The organism is Flavobacterium koreense, from assembly GCF_054776075.1.
On sequence record NZ_BAAHCF010000008.1, the window covers coordinates 317,571 to 339,228 of the forward strand.

A 21,658-nucleotide genomic window follows, 5' to 3' on the forward strand; every position below is an offset into this window, starting at 1 on the left:
ATTCCTAAATCAAATTATCTATTAATTTGAATTAGAGTTTCTTTTATGCTTGGCATTACCAAATCTACAATTGGTTTTGGATATAATCCGTAGAAAAGTAAAAAGGCAATTATTATCACAAAGACAATTATTTCGTTTGTTGTAACATCTGAAAATAATTTAGTATTTGTTTCTCCTAACATTACATTTTGGAACATTTTTAACATGTAATAAGCTCCTAATATTATGGTTGTTCCACCAAGAACTGCATACCAAATGTTTACTTGAGATAAACTATACAAAACGGTAAACTCTCCAATAAAGTTGAATGTTCCTGGCAAGGCAACAGATGCTAAAACCAAAATCATAAACATAGAAGTGAATTTTGATGCTTGCGAACGAACACCACCCATTTCATCAATCTTGTATGTTTCAAATCTTCTAAAAATTACTTCTGCCGCAAAGAATAATCCAACGATTACAAATCCGTGAGCAATCATTTGAGAAACAGCTCCGCTTAAACCATCTGCTGTTAAAGTGTAACAACCAGCAGCAATTAATCCTACGTGAGCAAGAGAAGAGTATGCTAGTAATTTCTTCAAATCTTTTTGACGTAATGCCACTATAGAACCATAAATAACTCCAGCAATACTTAAACCAATTAAAACTGGCATGTAAGTTTTAGCAGCTAACGGAGCTATTGGTAATTGCCAACGAATTACACTATATAATCCCATTTTTAGCATAATTCCAGACAAAAGCATTGTTCCAACGGTTGGTGCTTTTTGATAAACTTTTGCTTGCCAAGTATGGAAAGGTATGATTGGAATTTTAATAGCATAAGCTAAAAAGAAGGCTAAGAAAATCCAAGTTTGTTCGGTTGTAGATAAATCTAATTTTGTTAAATCTTCTAATAGGAAACTTCCGGCTTTAGTATATAAATAAGCAAATGCTATTAACATAAATAAGGAACCACCTAAAGTATAAATGAAGAATTTAACTACGGCTTTTTTACGTTCTTCAGTATCGCCATTACCCCAAACTAATGCTATAAAGTATATTGGAATTAAAGCAAGTTCCCAAAAGATATAATATAATAATCCGTCGCTTGCTAAGAAAGTTCCAACCATCGCAAATGCCATGAATAAAACTAATCCATAGAAGTTTTTAGAATTGTTAAAATTATTTCCGAAAGAAGATAATACAATTAATGGAAGCAATGAAGTTGTTAAAAGTACCATTGCTAATGATAATCCATCGGCTTTAAGTGCAAAGGAGATATTAGGTTGTAAAATCCAAGGATTTGATAAGCTAATGTTTATTCCGCCCAAAAATTGATTTACTAATATTGAAGAGCATACTAAAGCAGCCAAACTAAATAATAAAGCCACTTTAGAAGCGAATTTATCTCCAGAAAGGAAGGTTGCAATGGCACCAACTAAGAGTAGTATTAATATAAGTGATACGTTCATTTTGTTTTAAATTATTGAGCTAAAAATAAATAACTAACTATGGCTAAAAGTCCTATTACGAATGCAAATAAATACAATCCGATACTTCCAGTTTGTAATTTTTTTCCTTGATTTCCAATTCCATTTGCAACGGTTCCAAATCCGTAAACTACTTTTCCTAATGCAGGTTCTAAAGTTGTTCTAAAGAAATTTGAAAGTCCATTCAAAGGTTTTACGATTAATGAAGTGTAAAATTCATCAACATAATATTTATTATAAATAGTTTTTGAAAAACCTGTTATTTCTGAATCTTCTTTTGGAACAAATCCTTGTTTGATGTATTTCGAATACGCCCAAACAATTCCGATAATTGCTCCTGTTAAAGCAATAGCCATCAACATATATTCTTGACTTCCAAGAGCATGATGTTCATGTTTAGTCGCTAAAATTGGTTCTAAGAAATGATTTAACCAATTGCTTCCAGGTAAATTAATTAATCCACCAACAGTAGCTAATGCAGCAAGTATGATAAGTGGCAAAGTTATTAAACTTGGACTTTCATGTAAATGGTGTTTTTGCTCTTCTGTTCCTCTAAATTCTCTAAAGAATGTTAAGTACATTAATCGGAACATATAGAATGCTGTCATGATTGATGCAATAGAACCAACAATCCAAAGTACTTTATTATGTTCAAAAGCTACCATTAAAATTTCATCTTTTGACCAAAATCCTGCGAAAGGGAAAATACCAGCAATAGCTAATGTTGAAATTAACATGGTTGCAAAAGTGATTGGCATTACTTTTCGTAAACCACCCATTTTACGCATATCTTGTTCGCCATGCAAAGCGTGAATTACAGAACCAGAACCTAAGAATAAACAAGCTTTAAAGAATGCATGTGTTATAACATGGAATACAGCTACAGTATATGCACCCATTCCTAAAGCTAAAAACATTAGTCCTAATTGAGAAACTGTTGAATAAGCTAATACTTTTTTAATATCGTTTTGAAGTAATCCTATTGATGCGGCAACTAAAGCTGTTATTGCTCCAACTACAGCAATTATATTTTGTACATCATGAGTTAAATCAAATAAGAAATTCATTCTTGTAATCATAAAAATACCAGCCGTTACCATCGTTGCAGCGTGAATTAATGCCGAAACTGGAGTTGGTCCAGCCATTGCGTCTGGTAACCAAGTATAAAGTGGTAATTGTGCAGATTTTCCAGTTGCTCCGATAAATAAACATAAAGTAGCAATTGAAATTTGTAACCAAAATGAATTTGGATAAGGCATCTGACTAATACCAGTAACTATTTGTTTTAATTGAACAAAATCAACAGTAGAGAATAAATTTGCCAAAATAAATATCCCAATTAAGAAACCTAAATCACCAATTCTATTCATGATGAAAGCTTTCTTTGCGGCATCGTTGTAATCTTGGTTTTTATACCAAAATCCGATAAGTAAGTAGGAGCAAAGTCCAACGCCTTCCCATCCGATAAACATTACTAATAAGTTGCTTCCAACTACTAATGTTATCATGAAGAATACGAATAAATTTAAATACGCAAAAAACTTGTGCATATTTTCATCATCGTGCATGTAGCTGATAGAGTATAGGTGAATTAGAGAACCAATTCCGGTTACAAATAATAGCCACAATAATGATAATTGATCTAATAAAATTCCAAAATCAACTTTTAGATTTCCTAATTGAATCCAATCAAATAATTTAACTTGAATTGGTTTGCCGGAAGTATTTAATTGCATGAAGAAATAAACACTCATCGCAAAAGAGACAACAACAGCTATTGTTCCAATGGCACCTGAAATGTTTTTTCCTGCTTTCTTTCCGAAGAAAACATTGAATAAGAACCCAACAAATGGGGTTAATAATAAGAGTAAAACTAAACTATTCTCCATTAGGGATTATCCTTTTAAGTTTTTTAAATTTGATATATCTACCGAACCAATATTTCGGAAGACAGCAACTAAAATCGCTAAACCTACAGCAACTTCTGCAGCAGCAACTGCCATTGAAAAGAATACAAAAACTTCTCCTTTTGCATCTTGCCAATACGTTGAAAAGGCAACAAATAGTAAGTTTACTGCATTCAACATAATTTCTATTGACATAAAAACAATGATGGCATTTCTTCTATACAATACTCCAAAGACTCCTATACAAAATAGAAGAACAGAAAGGAAAATGTAATTTTCAATACCAATTTGATTTAAAATATTCTCCATGATTATTTAGTTGGTTTTTCTTTTTTTGATAATAAAACAGCTCCAATCATTGCCACTAAAAGTAGGATAGAAGCAAATTCAAATGGAACCATAAATCCTTCTTTGTCATCCAATAAAACAGTTCCTAATTTTTTTATGGATTGAAAATCTTCACCAGTTGTAGGATAATCGCCAACGAAAGGTTTTGAGTACATAAATATTAAAACTAATGCTGTACTCAATAAAATAAATGTTGTTATGGCACCAAGTCTAGTAATTCTTGGCTTGTGAACTTCATCTTCTTTATTCAAATTCATTAACATGATGGTGAATAAGAAAAGAATCATAATGGCACCAGAATAAACTATAACATGAACTATTGCAAGGAATTGAGCATTAAACAATAAATAGTGTCCTGCAATTGAAAAGAAACATAACACTAAATAAATAGCACTATGAATAGGATTTTTGCTGTATATGGTCAAAAACGCTGTTGCTAATGTGATAGCAGCTAAAACGTAAAATATGATAAGTATCGGTGACATAATTAATTAAGTTTTTTAGTATTTGCCATAGCCATTTCTAGTGGCATCACTAATTTATCTTTTCCGAAAATAAAATCTTCTCTATTATATTGTGCTGGAACTAATTCTTTAGAGATAGTTAAGTAAATTGCATCTTTTGGACATGCTTCCTCACATAATCCGCAGAAAATGCAACGCAACATATTAATTTCGTAAATTGAAGCGTATTTTTCTTCTCTGTACAAATGTTCTTCACCTTTTTTACGTTCTTCGGCTTTCATAGTGATCGCTTCTGCTGGACATGAAAGCGCACACAAACCACAAGCCGTACAATTTTCTCTTCCTTGTTCGTCGCGTTTCAACATGTGCTGACCACGATAAACAGGACTAAATTCACGAACTTGTTCTGGATAATGAATCGTTGCTTTTTTCTTAAAAAAGTGTTTGATGGTAATCCATAAACCTTTAAAAATTGCTATCAGGTACATTCTTTCAAGAAAAGTCATTTCTTTATTAGAAACTTGTTTTTTCTTACCTGATAATGATATACTTTGTATCGATGTTGACATAATTTCTTTTCTTATTTAAAAGCTAGAATGCAAATTCCTGTTATAATAATATTGACAATAGATAGTGGAATTAAAATTCTCCATCCTAAATTCATCAATTGATCGTATCTAAATCTTGGTATTGTCCATCTAATCCACATAAAGAAAAAGATGAAGAAACACAATTTGGCAAACAAAGCAAAAATTCCAATGACATTTCCAATATTTACACCCCAATTTTCTATAGCCCAACTCATTCCTGGATAATTGTATCCACCAAAAAACAAGACTGAAATTATTGTTGCCGAAATAAACATATTAGCATATTCAGCAAATAAATAGAATCCCATTTTCATGGAAGAATATTCGGTATGATAACCACCAATTAATTCTGATTCGCATTCTGCCAAATCGAATGGCGTTCTGTTGGTTTCTGCAAAAGCACAAATCAAAAAGATTAAAAATGATAATGGTTGATAGAATACATTCCAGTGTAAACCATGCTGTTGAACAGAGATTTCTTTTAAACTCAATGTTCCTGTCATCATTAATAAAGCTATTATAGATAAACCCATTGCAATTTCATAGGAAACCATTTGTGATGCAGCACGAACTGCTCCCATCAATGAGAACTTATTGTTTGAAGCCCAACCTCCAATCATAATTCCATAAACACCTAGTGAAACAACAGCAAAAATGTATAAAATTGCACTGTCTGTATCGGTTGCTTGAAGGATTACCGTTCTACCAAAAATCTCTAATCTATCACCCCAAGGAATTACAGCACTGGTCATTAATGCCGTACTCATTGCTACGGCTGGACCAACAAAAAATAAAAATCTATTTTTAGTATTTGGTTCAAATTCTTCTTTTGCAAAAAGTTTCATTCCATCGGCAAGAGGTTGTAATAATCCACCCCAACCAGCACGGTTTGGTCCAACTCTGTCTTGAAGATATGCAGCAACTTTACGTTCTGCCCAAGTTGAATACATTGCCATAACCATTGTGACAGCAAATATCACAACAATAAAGATACTTTTTTCTATTATAAATGCACTATCCATTATTTTGTATCTATTTTGTTACCGTCAATTTTCTCGTTATAATCAATTTCCGACATACTGATTTTTTTACGATCAATATCTCTTCCCATTAATATTCCTTTTTCTGTTTCAATCACCACTTTATCCATTTTACGTGTATAATTGTTTTGATTGATAACAGAGTCTTTTTCAAATCTTCTCGGACCTTCAATTACCCAGTCAGAAACTTCTTTTTTGTCAAAACGACAAGTGTTGCAGATAAAATCTTCTACTTCATGGTATTCGTCTTTTCTTGCTGTAACTCTTTGAATTTCGTTTCCAAACATCCAAAGTGTTGTTTTTCCGCAACATCCTGGTGTTGTACATTCTCTGTGTGCGTTGAATGGTTTGTTGAACCAAACTCTAGATTTGAATCTGAAAGTTTTATCAGTTAAAGCACCAACCGGACAAACATCGATCATATTTCCAGAAAATTCATTGTCGATTGCAGCCGAAACACAAGTTGAAATTTGTGAATGATCACCACGATTTAAAACTCCGTGAACTCTTCCGTCAGTTAATTGATCTGCAACTTCTACACAACGTTGACAAACGATGCAACGGTTCATGTGTAATTGGATGTGTGGACCAATATCTTCAGGTTCGAAAGTTCTTTTTTCTTCTATGAAACGAGTTTCCGATTTTCCGTGTTCGAATGATAAATTTTGCAAATCACATTCTCCTGCTTGATCACAAACTGGACAATCTAATGGGTGATTTATAAGAAGAAACTCTGTTACTGCTTTTCTAGCTTCAGTTACTCTTTCAGAAGATTTGCTGGCAACTTCCATTCCGTCTTGACAACCAGTAACACAAGATGCTACTAATTTTGGCATTGGTCTTGGGTCAGCCTCACTACCTTTTGTAACGTCAACTAAACAGCAACGGCATTTTCCTCCTGTTCCTTTTAGTTTAGAATAATAACACATGGCTGGCGGAACGGATTCTCCACCAATCATACGAGCAGCCTGAAGGATTGTTGTTCCTGCTTCTACTTCTATTTCTTGACCGTCTATGGTTACTTTCATTGTAAATTTTCTTTTTTAAGTTTTCGGATTCATTTTTAATACGAAACTTGAAACTATTTTTGAATATTTTTAAAATGTTCGTTATATAATTCTATTACTTGTAATGATTGATATAACTTATAATTTTTATTTCCATCAATCCATAATTTAAAGAGTTCTGGATAATCAATTATTATTGAACCGATATCATCTCTATAACTAAATGAAGACACGTTTTTTATTTCATCATCTTTTACAAAAATTTCTTTTGTAGTTAAATTTGCCCTCATGTCTTGATTATACTTGTGGTAAACAGAAATCTTACCAATAATTATTTCTCTGTAAAAATATTTATAATTATCTTCTTTTAATCCTACAAATTTTATTTCTTGGAAACCGGTTGTATTATGTGGTAAATATGGCATATTGTATGCGTTTTCTGACATGTAAATATGTATACTACTTAATGCAAATGGTTTGTAAATATATTGGTCTCCATTTTCTAATTGAATAGTAATTTTCTTATCACAAACAGCTGCAGGATTAAGAAGCTTTTTGTTAAACATATTGGAAATACCAATAAAAGTACATTTTATTGTGTCATTTTTGGCGTCAACTATGTAACCTTTGATTGAGTTTTCTTGAGAAAACGAAATATGAGTTACAAATAATAAAAATAAAAATATTTTTTTCATCAAAAATATATATTTAGACCTCTTGTTTTGCTACTAAATGTTTCACTTTTTCAAATGGCTCATTCACAAAATGATCTCTATTTTTTACTTTTTCTGGGAAACGAATATGGTATTCAAATTCATCTCTAAAATGACGAATTGCCGCAGCAACTGGCCATGAAGCCGCGTCACCTAGTGGGCAAATTGTATTTCCTTCAATTTTAGATTGAATGCTCCATAATAATTCTATGTCTTCTTCGCGTCCTTGTCCGTTTTCTATTCTCCATAAAACTTTTTCTAGCCAACCAGTTCCTTCACGGCATGGCGTACATTGACCGCAAGATTCATGGTGGTAAAATCTAGAGAAATTCCAAGTATTTCTAACGATACAAGCCCTGTCATCATAAACAATAAATCCTCCAGAACCTAACATAGAACCAGTTGCGAAGCCACCATCAGATAAACTTTCGTAAGTCATTAATCTGTCTTCACCAGCGGCAGTTTTGTAAATTAAATTGGCTGGTAAAATTGGCACCGAACTTCCTCCAGGAACTAGTGCTTTTAATGGTCTGTCAGTTTGCATTCCACCACAATATTCATCAGAATTCATGAATTCGTAAACAGAAACACCCAATTCAATTTCGAAAACGCCTTGATTTTTTATGTTTCCAGATGCTGAAATTAATTTTGTTCCAGTTGAACGACCAATTCCGATTGCAGCATAGTCAGTACCCGAATTATTGATAATCCAAGGCACAGCAGCAATTGTTTCTACATTATTTACTACGGTTGGATTTTGCCAAAGACCTTTAACAGCTGGAAATGGTGGTTTCAATCTTGGATTTCCACGATTTCCTTCTAGTGATTCAATTAGTGCAGTTTCTTCTCCGCAGATGTAAGCTCCGCCACCAATTTGAACAAAAAGTTCTAAATCGTAGCCTGAACCTAATATATTTTTACCCAACCAACCAGCAGCTTTTGCTTCGGCGATGGCTCTTTCTAAAATTTTGTAAACCCACATGTATTCTCCACGAATGTAGATGTAGGATAAGTTTGCTCCAAGCGCATAACTTGAGGTAATCATTCCTTCAATTAATAGGTGAGGAATGTACTCCATTAAGTAACGGTCTTTGAAAGTCCCTGGTTCTGATTCGTCAGCATTACAAACTAAATGTCTTGGATTTCCCGATTTTTTATCGATAAAACTCCATTTCATTCCGGCTGGAAATCCCGCTCCACCACGACCACGAAGTCCAGAAGTTTTTACTTCTTCAACAACTTCATCTGGAGTCATTTTCTTCAAGGCTTTTTCTACTGATGCGTAACCGCCTTCACGACGATATACTTCATAAGTTTTAATTCCAGGAACGTTTATTTTGTCTAATAATATTTTTCTTCCCATGATACTATTTATCGTGTAAAGTGATTTTTCCGTCTTTGCAATCAGACACTAACTGATCGATTTTTTCTTTTGTTAAATGCTCTTGGTAGAAATCACCCAATTGCATCATTGGAGCATATCCACAAGCACCAAGACATTCAACTCCGCGAACTTCAAATAAACCATCAGCTGTTGGTTCGCCAACTTTTACACCCAATTTCGAACAAGTGTAATCCATCAAATCTTCTACTCCGTTTTGGCAACAAGGAGAAGTTTGACAGAATTCAAACATGTATTTTCCAATTGGACGTTGGTTGAACATCGTGTAAAAAGTTACAACTTCGTAAACTTCAATATTTTGAATTTGTAAAATTTCAGCAACTTTGTTTTGCAATTCAATACTCAACCAATTGTCGTGAGCATCTTGAACTTCGTGCAAAACTGGAAGTAAAGCCGATTTTTGTTTACCTTCAGGATAATGACTGATTAGTTCATTGATACGGTTCATCAATGATTCAGTTATGTTTATCTCTTGTTTTATATGTGATCTTTCCATTTTTTTATTTTAGATTTACGATATAGGATTTAGGATTTAGGATTTTTCAATCTGTTATCTAAAATCTGCATTCTGCAATCTTTCTTCTTATGCGTCTAATTCTCCAGCAATTACATTTAAACTTGATAATATTACGATGGCATCTGATAACATTCCGCCTTTAATCATTTCGGTGTAAGCTTGGTAATAAATAAAGCAAGGTCTTCTAAAGTGTAATCTGTATGGTGTTCTACTTCCGTCAGTTATTAAATAAAATCCTAATTCTCCGTTTCCGCCTTCTACAGGATGATAAATTTCTGCCACTGGAACTGGAACTTCACCCATCACAATCTTAAAGTGATAAATTAAGCTTTCCATATTGTGGTAAACATCTTCTTTTGGAGGTAAATAATAATCAGGAACATCAGCATGAATTGGTCCTTCTGGTAATTTAGCTAATGCTTGTTTGATGATGCTTAAACTTTCCCAAACTTCGGCATTTCTAACACAAAATCTATCGTAAGTATCACCTGATTTTCCTACAGGAACATCAAATTCAAAATCTTCATAAGAAGAATAGGGTTGTGCTTTTCTAACGTCATAATCAATTCCGGCAGCACGTAAATTTGGTCCAGTTAAACCATATTGCATTGCTTTTTCAGCAGTAATTGGTCCGACATTCACAGTTCTATCGATGAAAATTCTGTTTCTTTCGAAAAGGTTTTCAAATTCTTTCCAAGCAACTGGGAAATCTGTTAAAAAAGTGTCTAATTTTTTGAAGGCAGCTTCAGACCAATCTCTTTCGAAACCACCGATTCTACCCATATTTGTCGTAAGACGAGCACCACAAATTTCTTCGTAGATTTCGTAAACTTTTTCTCTAAATTGGAATACATAAAGGAAACCTGTATAAGCTCCAGTATCAACTCCAAGAATGGAATTACAGATTAAGTGATCTGTTATACGAGCTAATTCCATTACGATAACTCTTAAATATTGAGCACGTTTTGGAACTTCAATTTCTAGTAATTTTTCAACAGTCATCCACCAAGCCATGTTGTTAATAGGAGAAGAACAGTAGTTCATTCTATCTGTTAAAACGTTTACTTGATAAAAAGGACGATTTTCGGCAATTTTTTCAAAAGCACGATGAATGTATCCAATGGTTGGTTCTGCATCAAGAATTTTTTCACCATCCATAAGCAAGATATTTTGAAAAATACCATGTGTTGCTGGATGCGTTGGACCAAGATTTAATATTGAAAGTTCGCTACCGTCTTCGTTGCGAGTTTGTTCAATAACTTTGGCATATCGATGCTCTGGTAATAATAATAAGTCTGACATTTTATAATGTTGAATTATTTATTTTGTTTTATATTTTTTGTGCCGTTCTTCCAAAGAAACGATCGTCTTTATCTGTTCTACCGCTATCTTCCATTGGGAATTCTTTTCGCATTGGGAAAGACACCATTTCATCCATATTCAAAATACGTTTCAATTGTGGATGACCAACAAAATTGATTCCGTAGAAATCGAAAGTTTCTCTTTCCATCCAATTGGTGCAAAGAAATAAATCGGTCATTGAATGAACTTCAGGATTTTCACCATTAAGATAAGTAGTTATTCTAACTCTTACATTTTCAACCCAATTGTGAAGATGGTAAACTACTGCAAATTGATGATTTTCATCATTGTCTGGATAGTGAACCCCACATAAATCGGTTAAGAAGTGAAAATTTAAATCCTCTTCTGTTTTTAAAGTTCTAATTACTTCGTAGATAGCATCTGAAGTAGCTTCGAATGAAAAAACATCTCGACTCATAGAAAAATTCAAAACTTTGTTTCCAAATTTTTGAGTCATTTTTTCTTGTATGTATGCCGTTTCTAAAGCCATATTATAGGTTGTAAGAAGCTAATAATTCTTTATATTCTGGAGAATTTCTTCTGCGTACAGATTCATTCTTCACTAATTCTTGTAATTGCATTACACCATCAACAATTTGTTCTGGTCTTGGAGGACAACCTGGTACATAAACGTCTACTGGAATTACTTTGTCAATTCCTTGTAAAACTGAATATGTATCGAAAACACCTCCTGAACATGCACAAGCACCAACCGAAATCACCCAACGAGGTTCAGACATTTGTTCGTAAACTTGACGTAAAATAGGTGCCATTTTTTTAGAAATTGTTCCCATTACCATTAGCATATCGGCTTGTCGCGGAGAAAAACTTACTCTTTCTGAACCGAAACGCGCTAAATCGTAATGAGATGCCATTGTAGCCATGAACTCAATTCCACAACAAGAAGTTGCAAATGGTAAAGGCCAAAGTGAATTAGCTCTTGCCAATCCAACAACGTCGTTTAATTTAGTAGCGAAGAAACCTTCACCTGTTACTCCTTCTGGTGGAGCAACCATTTTTGTTTTAGAATCACTCATTTATAATTCGTAATTTATAATTCGTAATTAATCTATTCCCACTCTAATGCTTTCTTCTTGATTATGTAGAAGAAACCAACTAAAAGTAACAACATGAAAATAACCATTTTGATCATTCCATCCACTCCTAATTCTCTAAAATTTACTGCCCATGGATATAAGAAAATTACCTCTACATCGAAAAGCACGAAAAGAATTGCAACAAGAAAATATTTTACAGAAAACGGAATACGCGCATTTCCTACGGATTCAATACCGCACTCGAAGTTTTTATCTTTGTTTTTAGAATGTCTTTTTGGTCCAAGGAAACTAGAACCAATAATTGTTGCGACAACAAATCCTATTGCTAGTCCAGCTTGCATTAAGATTGGTAAATAATCAATTTGAGTAGATTGCATGTCTCTAAAAGTTAGTATTTGTAAAATAGCCACAAATATACATTGCATTATTTAATTCTCAAAAATCATTAGATAAACGTTTGTTATTTATCCGTTAAAATCGTTTATTTAAACCTATTCTAAATAATATTTATGAAAACAAAAAAACGCTCTGAAATTTTCAGAGCGTTTGACCATTTAGGCAATCAAAAAATAATATATATTAGTCTTCGATAACTACTACTTGAGCAGCTACTTTACCTTTTCTTCCTTCTTCTTCTTCGTAAGAAACTTTGTCTCCTTCGTTTAAGTTTTCAGCTTTAATACCTGTAGCGTGAACGAAAATGTCTTTTCCATTTTCATCATCTGTAATGAATCCGTAACCTTTAGACTCATTGAAAAATTTAACTGTACCTGTGCGCATTTTGTAATGTAAAAAAATTAATAATGGTCAAAGATATACTTATTTATGACATAGCAAACAAAAATTAAATAAAAGTTTAAAAAATTTACAATAATTTAAAATTATAATTGAATGATTTTCAGTGTAATATTTGAAAAATTCTAAATTTTGCAATAAAAAAAGCAACTATTTATAAATTTTTAAATAGTTGCTTTTAAATTATTTGAGAATTTGATATAAATTACTTCAAATCAACTTTTATATGTAATTCATTTAATTGTGCGTCATCAATTACAGATGGTGCATCAATCATAACATCTCTTCCTGAATTGTTTTTTGGGAAGGCGATAAAATCACGAATTGTTTCTTGTCCGCCAAGAATTGCAACTAATCTATCCAATCCAAAGGCTAAACCTCCGTGCGGTGGTGCTCCAAATTGGAAAGCATCCATTAAAAATCCAAACTGATTACGAGCTTCTTCTTCAGTAAATCCTAAATATTTGAACATTAATTGTTGGGTAGCCTTATCGTGAATTCTGATTGAACCACCACCAATTTCGTTTCCGTTTAAAACCATATCATAAGCATTAGCACGAACTTTTCCTGGATTGGTTGCTAATAATTCCATGTCTTCTGGTTTTGGCGAAGTAAATGGATGATGCATGGCGTGCCATCTTCCAGATTCTTCATCCAATTCTAATAATGGGAAATCTACAACCCATAATGGAGCAAATTCAGCTGGATTTCTTAATCCTAGTCTTGTTGCTAATTCCATTCTTAATGCAGAAAGTTGTGCACGAGTTTTATCAGCCGGACCAGAAAGCACAAAAATCATGTCGCCAGCTTTTGCACCAGTAATTTCAGCCCACTTTTTCAAATCTTCTTGGTCGTAGAATTTATCTACAGATGATTTGTAAGTTCCATCAGCTTCACATTTTACGTAAACCATTCCAGAAGCACCAACTTGTGGACGTTTTACCCAGTCAATTAAAGCATCGATTTCTTTACGAGTATAAGTTGCACAATTTGGTGCTGCAATTCCAACTACCAATTCAGCTGCATTGAAAACTGGAAAATCTTTGTGTTGTGCTACTTCATTTAACTCACCAAATTTCATGTCAAAACGAATATCTGGTTTGTCATTTCCATAAGTTTTCATGGCGTAATCGTAGGTAATTCTTGGGAATTTTTCTACTTCAATACCTTTTATTTCTTTTAATAAATGAAGCGTTAATCCTTCAAAGACATTTAAAATATCTTCTTGTTCTACAAATGCCATTTCGCAATCGATTTGTGTAAACTCAGGTTGTCTGTCGGCACGTAAGTCTTCGTCACGGAAACATTTTACAATTTGAAAATATTTATCCATTCCACCAACCATCAAAAGTTGTTTGAACGTTTGTGGCGATTGTGGTAAAGCATAAAATTGACCTTCGTTCATTCTACTTGGAACAACGAAATCTCTCGCGCCTTCTGGAGTTGATTTAATTAAATAAGGAGTTTCAACTTCACAAAAATCTAAATCAGAAAGGTAATTTCTAACGGCTTGTGCTACTTTGTGACGGAATAACAAACTGTTTTTAACTGGATTTCTTCGAATATCCAAATAACGGTATTTCATTCTGATGTCTTCACCACCATCGGTTTCATCTTCTATTGTAAATGGAGGAGTTAAAGCAGCATTTAGAATTGTCATTTCTTTTACAAGAATTTCAATTTCACCAGTTGCTATATTTTTATTTTTGGCTTCACGCTCAATTACAGTTCCTTTTACTTGAACTACAAATTCTCTTCCAAGAGTTTTAGCCAATTCGAAAACTGATTTTTCAGAACGACTTTCATCAAATAATAATTGTGTAATTCCATAACGGTCGCGTAAATCAACCCAATTCATGAATCCCTTATCTCTTGATTTTTGTACCCAACCAGCAAGTGTAACTTCTTGATTAATATGTGAGGCGTTCAACTCGCCACAATTATGACTTCTATACATTTGGAATAAAATTTTTTTATAAATAACAATTCGACCTTTGGTCTTGGGTGCAAAAGTAAAAAACTTCAACCGAAATAAACACTAAATATTTTCATAATGAATAATTGATGGTAAATAAATTTAACTACATTTGGTTTTACTTAAATTAAAATTAATAATATGAAAAAATTTGGAATCTTTTTATTTGCGCTTGTGTTATCAAATATAAGCTTTGGACAAGACAATGTTGTAAAGTTTGAAGCAGATGTTGCTCACAGAAATGGCGATATACTTTTTATTAAAAACAATAGAATAATTGTTAAAGAAATTAAAGTAGAAGGTGATGGGCATTTTAGTTCATCATTTGAAATTAAAGAAGGAATGTATCAATTGTTTGATGGAGCTGAATATACTGAACTGTTTTTGAAAAATGGTTTTGACTTAAAAATGAAAATGGATGCACAGAATTTTGATGAGTCAATTGTATATTCTGGAAAAGGAGCTGCTGAAAATAATTATTTAGCTCAAAAAATATTAAGTGAAAGTAAGTTTGATGCAGAAAGTCTTTTTGCTGCTAAAACTATGGAAGAATTTACTGCTAAAATTACAGAAAAGCAAAAAGCTGATATTGCTAAATTGGATGCTGCAAAATTGGATGCAAATTTTGTTGCACTTCAGAAAAAAGCTATGGAAACAGAAATGTTTCAAATGAAAATGTATTTTGGAGAGAAATTAAAACAACAAAAATTAAACAACACACAAGCACCATCTTTTGATTATGAAAACCATGCTGGTGGAAAAACCAAGTTAGAAGACTTGAGAGGAAAATATGTTTACATTGATGTTTGGGCTACTTGGTGTGGACCTTGTCGTGCAGAAATTCCTTCACTTCAAAAAATTGAAGAGAAATATCATGATAAAAAAATTGCTTTTGTAAGTATTTCTGTTGATGAGCAAAAAGATTATGAAAAATGGAAAAAGTTTGTAGTTGAGAAACAACTTGGCGGAATCCAATTATATGCAGATAAAAACTGGATGTCTGATTTTATTAAAGCATTTGGAATTAATTCTATTCCAAGATTTATTTTAATCGATCCAACTGGGAAAGTGGTTAATGCTGATGCTGATAGACCATCAAATCCTAAATTACAAGAGCAACTTGATGCATTTTTAAAATAGTTTAGATTTAGTACAAAATAAAAAGCTCCGAATATTTTTCGGAGCTTTTTTTATTTAACTAAACAATTTTTATTCTTCAGTTGCTATTCTTCTTGATTCTCTTCTGTCTCTAAGTTTATATTTTACTCGTTTTACCAAGTAAAACATTACTGGAACCATAACCAAAGTTAAAACTGTAGCATAAGTTAATCCAAAGATGATGGTCTCGACTGTGAAGTCATCCTTTCAAATATTATTTTATTTTTAAACCGTGTGTTTTGGGTTAAAACCGTCTTCACTTAATTCTTTGTGATCGTAATCGGCAACTATTTCGGCTTCATAATCCACTTTTTCACCTTTAGAGAATTTACCAATGATTTTCTCCATAATTTGATAAATTACAGGAACCACTACAAGTGTAAGAAATAAAGAAGAAATTAATCCACCAATAATTACCCAAGCTAGACCGTTTTTCCATTCTGCTCCAGCTCCAGAGGCAAGTGCAATTGGGAACATACCAAATACCATCGCAATTGTTGTCATTAAAATTGGACGTAACCTTGCATGATTGGCTTGAATTAATGCCGTTCTAACCGTTTCTCCAGCTTTACGACGCTGGTTAGTGTAATCTACAAGCATAATTGCATTTTTACAAACCAAACCAATAAGCATGATGATACCCAAGATGGTAAATATATTCAGCGTATTATTGGTTAAAGCCAAAGCCAACATCGCACCAATAAACGAAAGCGGAATAGCAAACAGTACCACAAACGGATGCACAAAACTGTCATATAACGAAACCATTACAAGGTAAACCAAGATAATTGCAGCTAGTAAAGCAATTCCAAGCGTTCCAAATCCTTCTGATTGATTTTCTTGATCGCCACCCCAAATGTAATTCACACCAGTTGGTTTCTTCAATTTATCAATTTTTTCTTGCCATTGCGTTACAATAGTTCCAGAAGCAACACCTACATTTTGACCTTTTACAGTAACCGATGCCGATTTATCTCTACGTTCCAATTCACTTGGGCCAGAACCTTCGGTTACGGTTGCAAATTGATTTAGTTTAATTTGTTGACCTGCATCGTTAATGAAAATTAAATTACTAACATCTGCGATACTTTTTCTATCAAAAGCATTGTATTTAATGTTGATATCATATTCGTATTCACCAGCTCTAAATCTTCCGTCGGTATTTCCGCTGAAAGCCGTTTGCATTGTGATACCAACAGTTTGTAAACTCAATCCTAAAGCAGCCATTTTATCTCGATCCACTTTTACGTTTACTTCTGGATTTCCGTCTTCTACTGATAATTCGATTTCGGTTGCTCCAGGAATGGTGCGTAATTCTTTTTCGGCTGCTTTTGCAAATTCCATTGCACTTTCAACAGTTGGGCCAGTTACAATTAATCCTAAAGTAGCATCTTCTGCAGTTCCCAAAATACCAACCGGAACCGTTTTTACTTTGGCACCAACTAATACTTTTTCTAATTTACGTTTGGTTTTTGCAGCATATACATTTGCAGGTTCAGAACGTTTGTCTAATCCAACCATTTTTACGTTAATCTCTGACTTGTAAGCTGTTGCTTGCGAAGCGCCAAGACCTTCACTGGTTTGACCAATTGTTGTAATTTGACTAAAAACATATTCTTCTTTTTGTAAAAAATCTTCTGCTTTTTGCGTCATGAAATTGGTTTGTTCTAACGAAGCATCTTTTGGCATTTCTATTTGAACTAAAAACTCACCACTATCAGAAGCCGCAAAGAATTCACCACCAATAAATCCACCACCAAATAAGCTAATCATTGATCCAAAAAAGATAACTAAAACTATAGCAAGTGTTTTAAAATAATGATCTAAACACCATTCTAATAATCTAGAAACCCAATTTGTAAATCGTGTTAAATAGCTTTCAAATCCTAGAATAATTCTTCCAAAAAGATTTTTTCCTGTGATATGTTCTAATTTTCCGTATCTTGAAGATAACCACGGAATAATTGTAAATGAAGCAACTAATGACAATAAAGTTGAGATAATTACAGTAACACAAAATTGTGTAATAATGTTAGAAACCAAACCTGTACTCATTGCAATAGGTAAAAATACCACCACAATAACTAAGGTAATCGATACAACAGTTCCACCAATTTCGGCAGTTCCATCATAAGCAGCACGGACTTTATTTTTACCCATTTCCATGTGCCTATAAATATTCTCAAGAACCACAATGGCATCATCCACAAGGATACCTACAACAAGTGATAATCCTAATAAACTCATTAAGTTTAAGGTATAGCCCATCAAATAAATTCCGATAAAAGTGGCGATTAATGATGCTGGAATAGAGACCATTACAATTAATGAGTTTCTAATACTGTGCAAGAAAAACAACATTACAAGAGCAACCAAAAGTACGGCAATAAGTAAATCGTGTACAACGGCATCGGCAGCTTCTAAGGTGAAAATGGTACTATCTTTTGCAATTTCAAGTTTTAAACCATTTTCTTTATAATCGGTTTCTAGTTTGGCGATTGTTTTTACTAATTCTTCACTCACGGCAACCGCATTGGCATCTGATTGTTTTATAATTTGTAAAATAATCGCACTTTTCTGATTTACACGAGCTACTTTTTCAGTAATTTTTTGCGTATCTTGAACATCGGCAATATCGCCCAAACGAACTTGAATTCCGTTTCGCGATGATACAATTAGATTTCTTAATTCGTCAACATTTTTATATTTTCCGGCTAAACGGATTAATATTTTTTGCTCACGTGTTTGAATATTTCCAGTTGGGAAATCTAAATTTGAGGATAAAATATTTTGTTGCACTTGCGGAATTGACAATCCGTAACCTTGCATTTTTACAGCATCAAGATTTACCTGAATTTCACGTTCTTGTCCGCCAATAATATTTACTTGCGCAACACCTTCAACACGTGAAAGAATTGGAGCTAGTTTTTTATCAATTAAATCATAAAATGCTACTTCATCCATTTTTCCGTTGGCACCAATTGTCATAATTGGTAAATCGCTTAATGAGAATTTACTCAAAGAAGGTGTTTCAACATCATCTGGTAAATCACTAAGAATGGCGTTTATTTTACGCTGTGCATCGTTCATCGAAATATTAACATCGGCTGTAGAAGTTAATGTAATCGAAACGGTCGATAAACTTTCGTACGATTTCGAGTCAATTTTTTTGATGTTTTCTAACGAAGCAATTGCGTCTTCAATTTTTTTGGTAACTGTGTTTTCGACTTCACTTGGCGATGCACCAGGATAAATTGTGGCAACAGTAATTACGTTTGTTTCAAATTTTGGAATCAATTCGTAACCCAAATTGCTGTAACTGAACAGTCCACCAAGTGTTAGAATTGTAAACAATACAATTACTAACGACGGACGTTTTATGGATATTTCTGCTAATTTCATATATTTTATAGTTTAAGGTTTTATGACAAACCTATTTAATAACTTCCACTTTACTTCCGTCTTGAAGGTTGATTTGTCCTGTAACAATAACCGTTTCACCATTGTTTAATCCGTTAAGAATTTCAACTTTATCACCAAGAATTCTTCCAGCTGTTACTTTTTTAAGTTTGGCAGCTCCGTTTTCAATAACAAAAATTTCGTTGCTACTTACACTTCCTACAAACGCATTTCTAGGAACAATTTTAAGTGATTGTTTTTGTTGGTTTGATGCAAATTCTGCCGTTCCATACATTCCAGCTTTTAAATCTTTCGAAGCATTGTTTGTAATTTCAATTTCCACTGGAAAGTTCAAACTCTCATCTGCTTTGGAAGCAATAAATGTGATTTTTCCTGAAAAAGTTTTGTCTGGATAAACACTTGCTGTAACCTTAATTGAACTTCCAACTTTTAAACTCGCTACTTGACTTTCGTTAACAGTAACTTTTAATTTTAATTTAGAAACGTTTACAATATCAAACAATTCAGTAGCTGGCATTCCTGTAATTATTGAACCTACTTCAATATATTTTTTGTTGATAAAGCCACTAATTGGAGCTTTAATTCTGGTATCGCCAACATTAATGTTTGCTTGTGTTAATTGCGATTTTGCATTTACCATCGCCAATTTTGCTTGATCTAATTGTTGTTTCGTTACACCACCAGTTTTGAAAGCATTTTCAAATCTGTTGTAATCTGATACAGCGTTTTGATAAACAGCGTTTGCATTTTGAGCATTAACATTGATAACATCGCTTCTTACTATGGCAAGTGTTTGACCAACCGAAACAAAATCGCCTTCTTTTACTAAAACACTTGTAATTTTTCCTGATTTTTCAGCAGAAAATTTTAGTTCTTGTACAGGTTCAAAATTTCCGTTTGATACGAAATCTAAAGAAACATTTTCGGTTTTTACAGTGTCAATTCTTACTGAAACCGTTGCGTTTTTCTCAGCAACAATAGCTGTTTTAGCTTCGTTTTCTGCTTTATTTTTAGTTAATACATAGCCAATTAGTCCTAATGCGGCTACAATTACTACTATTGTTATTATAATTTTTTTCATCGTTATTATTTGTTGGTTAGTGTTTTAAGTTCTCCTTTTGATTTTATTAATTGAATTTCGGCTAGTTTGTAATCTAACAATGCTGTTGTGTAATTGTTTTGTGCGGCAACCAATTCGTTTTCTGCTTCCAATAAATCGGTTAGTGAAGCCAAACCTTGAATGTAATTATTGTTTGTATTGGTTAAAACTTCTTGTGCCAGTTTTGCATTTTCTTTTTGATTATTAATAGAAATGATACTGTTGTCAATTTGAGTTTTTGCATTTTCAAATTCTAAATCTAATGCCAATTTAGTTTCTTCTAAATCTACTTTAATCGATTTTAATTTGTTTTCTGCTTGACTAACTTTAGCTTTTGTTCCAAATCCGCTAAAGATTGGAATGTTTAAATTTAAACCAACGGCAGCAAAATCTGACCAATAAACGCCATCAGATGGTTTTTTAAACCAAGGCATTTCTGGACCTTGACCAATATAATTGTAACTTCCAGTTAAAGAAAGTGTTGGATAATAAGCTGCTTGAACCGATTTCTTTTGATATTCTAAAAGTTGTTCGTTCTTTTTTAACAATAAATATTCAGTTCTATTGGTTGTATCTGGCGTTTGCGAAAGCGCATTTGCAGTAACTTCAAATTCAGTTTCTGGAATAGAAATTTTAGTTTCAATTGGCATTCCCATTAAAAATTTTAAAGAATTTTCTTGAATTTGAACTGCATTTATTGTTTGTTGACGTTGAGTATTGATGTTTGATAAACGAACCAAAGTTCTATCTAAATCAATTTTTTTAGCCAAACCATTATCAAATTGTCCTTTAATAATGTCTTTAACTTTGGTGGTGTTTTTTAAATTATTATCTAAAACGTTTAAGTTTTGACGCGTAACATATACTTGATAATAAGCATTTGCGATTTTTTCTATAACTTGCTCTTCTGTTAGTTGCGCATTTATTTGATAAAATTCTCTTGTGGATTTTGCAGCCTTCAAACCAATAAAAACCGATTGATCGTATAAAGCTTGGTTTAAGGTAATTCCTGCTCCAGAATTCCATTTTTGACCAAAAGCTGCTTGAATAGTTGTGCCTGGTGCACCAAATCCAGCTCCATCAATAACAGTTGTTTGCAAAATTGGATTATGGTTTAAACTTCCGTTTGCAGAAATTTGAGGCAACGCTCTTGAACGTACTTCTTGAATTTGATATTCACTGTTTTCTACGTCAAGCTTTGCTTTTTTAGCAGCTGCTTTATTTTCTAATGCAAATGTAATGGCGTCTTTTAAGGTAAGCGGTTTGTTATCCTGTGCATGTAAAAAGCTAACACATAAGAAAAGGATTAATATTAATTGTTTTTTCATGGATTG

At 33.0% G+C, this 21,658-nt stretch carries 20 protein-coding genes; 1 reads left to right on the plus strand and 19 read right to left on the minus strand.

From position 1 onward, the window contains the following. Positions 1 to 14 precede the first annotated feature (14 nt). The 16 genes from ACYU7A_RS04950 to aspS all read right to left on the minus strand — a co-directional run bounded on the left by ACYU7A_RS04950 (position 15) and on the right by aspS (position 14,629). On the minus strand, positions 15 to 1,451 hold the full coding sequence (locus ACYU7A_RS04950) for a complex I subunit 4 family protein (protein ID WP_460574586.1): 1,437 nt from the start codon (positions 1,449 to 1,451) through the stop codon (positions 15 to 17). 11 nt (positions 1,452 to 1,462) lie between these two features. Continuing rightward, positions 1,463 to 3,358, minus strand: coding sequence for an NADH-quinone oxidoreductase subunit L (gene nuoL / locus ACYU7A_RS04955; RefSeq protein WP_460574588.1), 1,896 nt, complete (start codon positions 3,356 to 3,358; stop codon positions 1,463 to 1,465). 6 nt (positions 3,359 to 3,364) lie between these two features. Next, the gene (gene nuoK / locus ACYU7A_RS04960; RefSeq protein WP_345092040.1) at positions 3,365 to 3,685 is read right to left on the minus strand and encodes an NADH-quinone oxidoreductase subunit NuoK; all 321 of its coding nucleotides are present in this window, start codon (positions 3,683 to 3,685) and stop codon (positions 3,365 to 3,367) included. 2 nt (positions 3,686 to 3,687) lie between these two features. After that, the gene (locus tag ACYU7A_RS04965) at positions 3,688 to 4,209 is read right to left on the minus strand and encodes an NADH-quinone oxidoreductase subunit J family protein (RefSeq protein WP_298303829.1); all 522 of its coding nucleotides are present in this window, start codon (positions 4,207 to 4,209) and stop codon (positions 3,688 to 3,690) included. A gap of 2 nt (positions 4,210 to 4,211) precedes the next feature. Next, the gene (locus ACYU7A_RS04970; protein WP_298303831.1) at positions 4,212 to 4,757 is read right to left on the minus strand and encodes a NuoI/complex I 23 kDa subunit family protein; all 546 of its coding nucleotides are present in this window, start codon (positions 4,755 to 4,757) and stop codon (positions 4,212 to 4,214) included. An 11-nt stretch (positions 4,758 to 4,768) separates the two neighbouring features. Further along, on the minus strand, positions 4,769 to 5,800 hold the full coding sequence (gene nuoH, locus ACYU7A_RS04975) for an NADH-quinone oxidoreductase subunit NuoH (RefSeq protein WP_345092030.1): 1,032 nt from the start codon (positions 5,798 to 5,800) through the stop codon (positions 4,769 to 4,771). Beyond that, on the minus strand, positions 5,800 to 6,846 hold the full coding sequence (locus ACYU7A_RS04980; protein ID WP_396146630.1) for an NADH-quinone oxidoreductase subunit G: 1,047 nt from the start codon (positions 6,844 to 6,846) through the stop codon (positions 5,800 to 5,802). Before ACYU7A_RS04980 ends, nuoH begins: the two co-directional genes overlap by 1 nt. Before the next feature lie 53 nt (positions 6,847 to 6,899). Then, on the minus strand, positions 6,900 to 7,520 hold the full coding sequence (locus ACYU7A_RS04985) for a hypothetical protein (RefSeq protein ID WP_460574592.1): 621 nt from the start codon (positions 7,518 to 7,520) through the stop codon (positions 6,900 to 6,902). Between the two features lie 13 nt (positions 7,521 to 7,533). Further along, on the minus strand, positions 7,534 to 8,901 hold the full coding sequence (nuoF, locus tag ACYU7A_RS04990) for an NADH-quinone oxidoreductase subunit NuoF (RefSeq protein ID WP_460574594.1): 1,368 nt from the start codon (positions 8,899 to 8,901) through the stop codon (positions 7,534 to 7,536). A gap of 4 nt (positions 8,902 to 8,905) precedes the next feature. Continuing rightward, positions 8,906 to 9,436: a complex I 24 kDa subunit family protein gene (locus tag ACYU7A_RS04995; protein ID WP_396146636.1), complete on the minus strand. Its 531-nt coding sequence runs from the start codon at positions 9,434 to 9,436 to the stop codon at positions 8,906 to 8,908. A gap of 87 nt (positions 9,437 to 9,523) precedes the next feature. Continuing rightward, a complete protein-coding gene (gene nuoD, locus ACYU7A_RS05000) occupies positions 9,524 to 10,759 on the minus strand; it encodes an NADH dehydrogenase (quinone) subunit D (protein ID WP_298303839.1) in 1,236 nt (411 codons plus the stop codon). Between the two features lie 28 nt (positions 10,760 to 10,787). Then, positions 10,788 to 11,309, minus strand: coding sequence for an NADH-quinone oxidoreductase subunit C (locus tag ACYU7A_RS05005; RefSeq protein WP_460574597.1), 522 nt, complete (start codon positions 11,307 to 11,309; stop codon positions 10,788 to 10,790). Position 11,310: 1 nt separating this feature from the next. Beyond that, positions 11,311 to 11,856: an NADH-quinone oxidoreductase subunit B gene (locus tag ACYU7A_RS05010; protein ID WP_298116535.1), complete on the minus strand. Its 546-nt coding sequence runs from the start codon at positions 11,854 to 11,856 to the stop codon at positions 11,311 to 11,313. Positions 11,857 to 11,888: 32 nt separating this feature from the next. Next, positions 11,889 to 12,254, minus strand: coding sequence for an NADH-quinone oxidoreductase subunit A (locus ACYU7A_RS05015; protein ID WP_298303847.1), 366 nt, complete (start codon positions 12,252 to 12,254; stop codon positions 11,889 to 11,891). 202 nt (positions 12,255 to 12,456) lie between these two features. Beyond that, a complete protein-coding gene (locus ACYU7A_RS05020; RefSeq protein WP_298116537.1) occupies positions 12,457 to 12,657 on the minus strand; it encodes a cold-shock protein in 201 nt (66 codons plus the stop codon). Positions 12,658 to 12,877: 220 nt separating this feature from the next. Continuing rightward, positions 12,878 to 14,629 (minus strand): aspartate--tRNA ligase, encoded by a 1,752-nt coding sequence (aspS, locus tag ACYU7A_RS05025; protein WP_460574600.1) that lies wholly within the window; start codon positions 14,627 to 14,629, stop codon positions 12,878 to 12,880. A gap of 159 nt (positions 14,630 to 14,788) precedes the next feature. On the opposite strand from aspS, the gene ACYU7A_RS05030 reads away from it, so the two are divergent. Then, a complete protein-coding gene (locus ACYU7A_RS05030) occupies positions 14,789 to 15,787 on the plus strand; it encodes a TlpA family protein disulfide reductase (protein ID WP_460574602.1) in 999 nt (332 codons plus the stop codon). A gap of 243 nt (positions 15,788 to 16,030) precedes the next feature. Here ACYU7A_RS05030 and ACYU7A_RS05035 read toward each other — a convergent pair whose 3' ends face one another. Genes ACYU7A_RS05035 through ACYU7A_RS05045 form a run of 3 tightly spaced genes read right to left on the minus strand, consistent with a single transcriptional unit; the run spans position 16,031 to position 21,652 of the window. Continuing rightward, positions 16,031 to 19,207, minus strand: a complete 3,177-nt coding sequence (locus tag ACYU7A_RS05035) for an efflux RND transporter permease subunit (protein ID WP_460574604.1) — start codon at positions 19,205 to 19,207, stop codon at positions 16,031 to 16,033. A gap of 31 nt (positions 19,208 to 19,238) precedes the next feature. Then, positions 19,239 to 20,306 carry an efflux RND transporter periplasmic adaptor subunit gene (locus ACYU7A_RS05040; protein ID WP_460574606.1) on the minus strand — a complete coding sequence of 356 codons (1,068 nt, stop codon included), beginning with the start codon at positions 20,304 to 20,306 and terminating at the stop codon, positions 19,239 to 19,241. A 5-nt stretch (positions 20,307 to 20,311) separates the two neighbouring features. After that, positions 20,312 to 21,652: a TolC family protein gene (locus tag ACYU7A_RS05045; protein WP_460574608.1), complete on the minus strand. Its 1,341-nt coding sequence runs from the start codon at positions 21,650 to 21,652 to the stop codon at positions 20,312 to 20,314. Positions 21,653 to 21,658 lie beyond the last annotated feature (6 nt).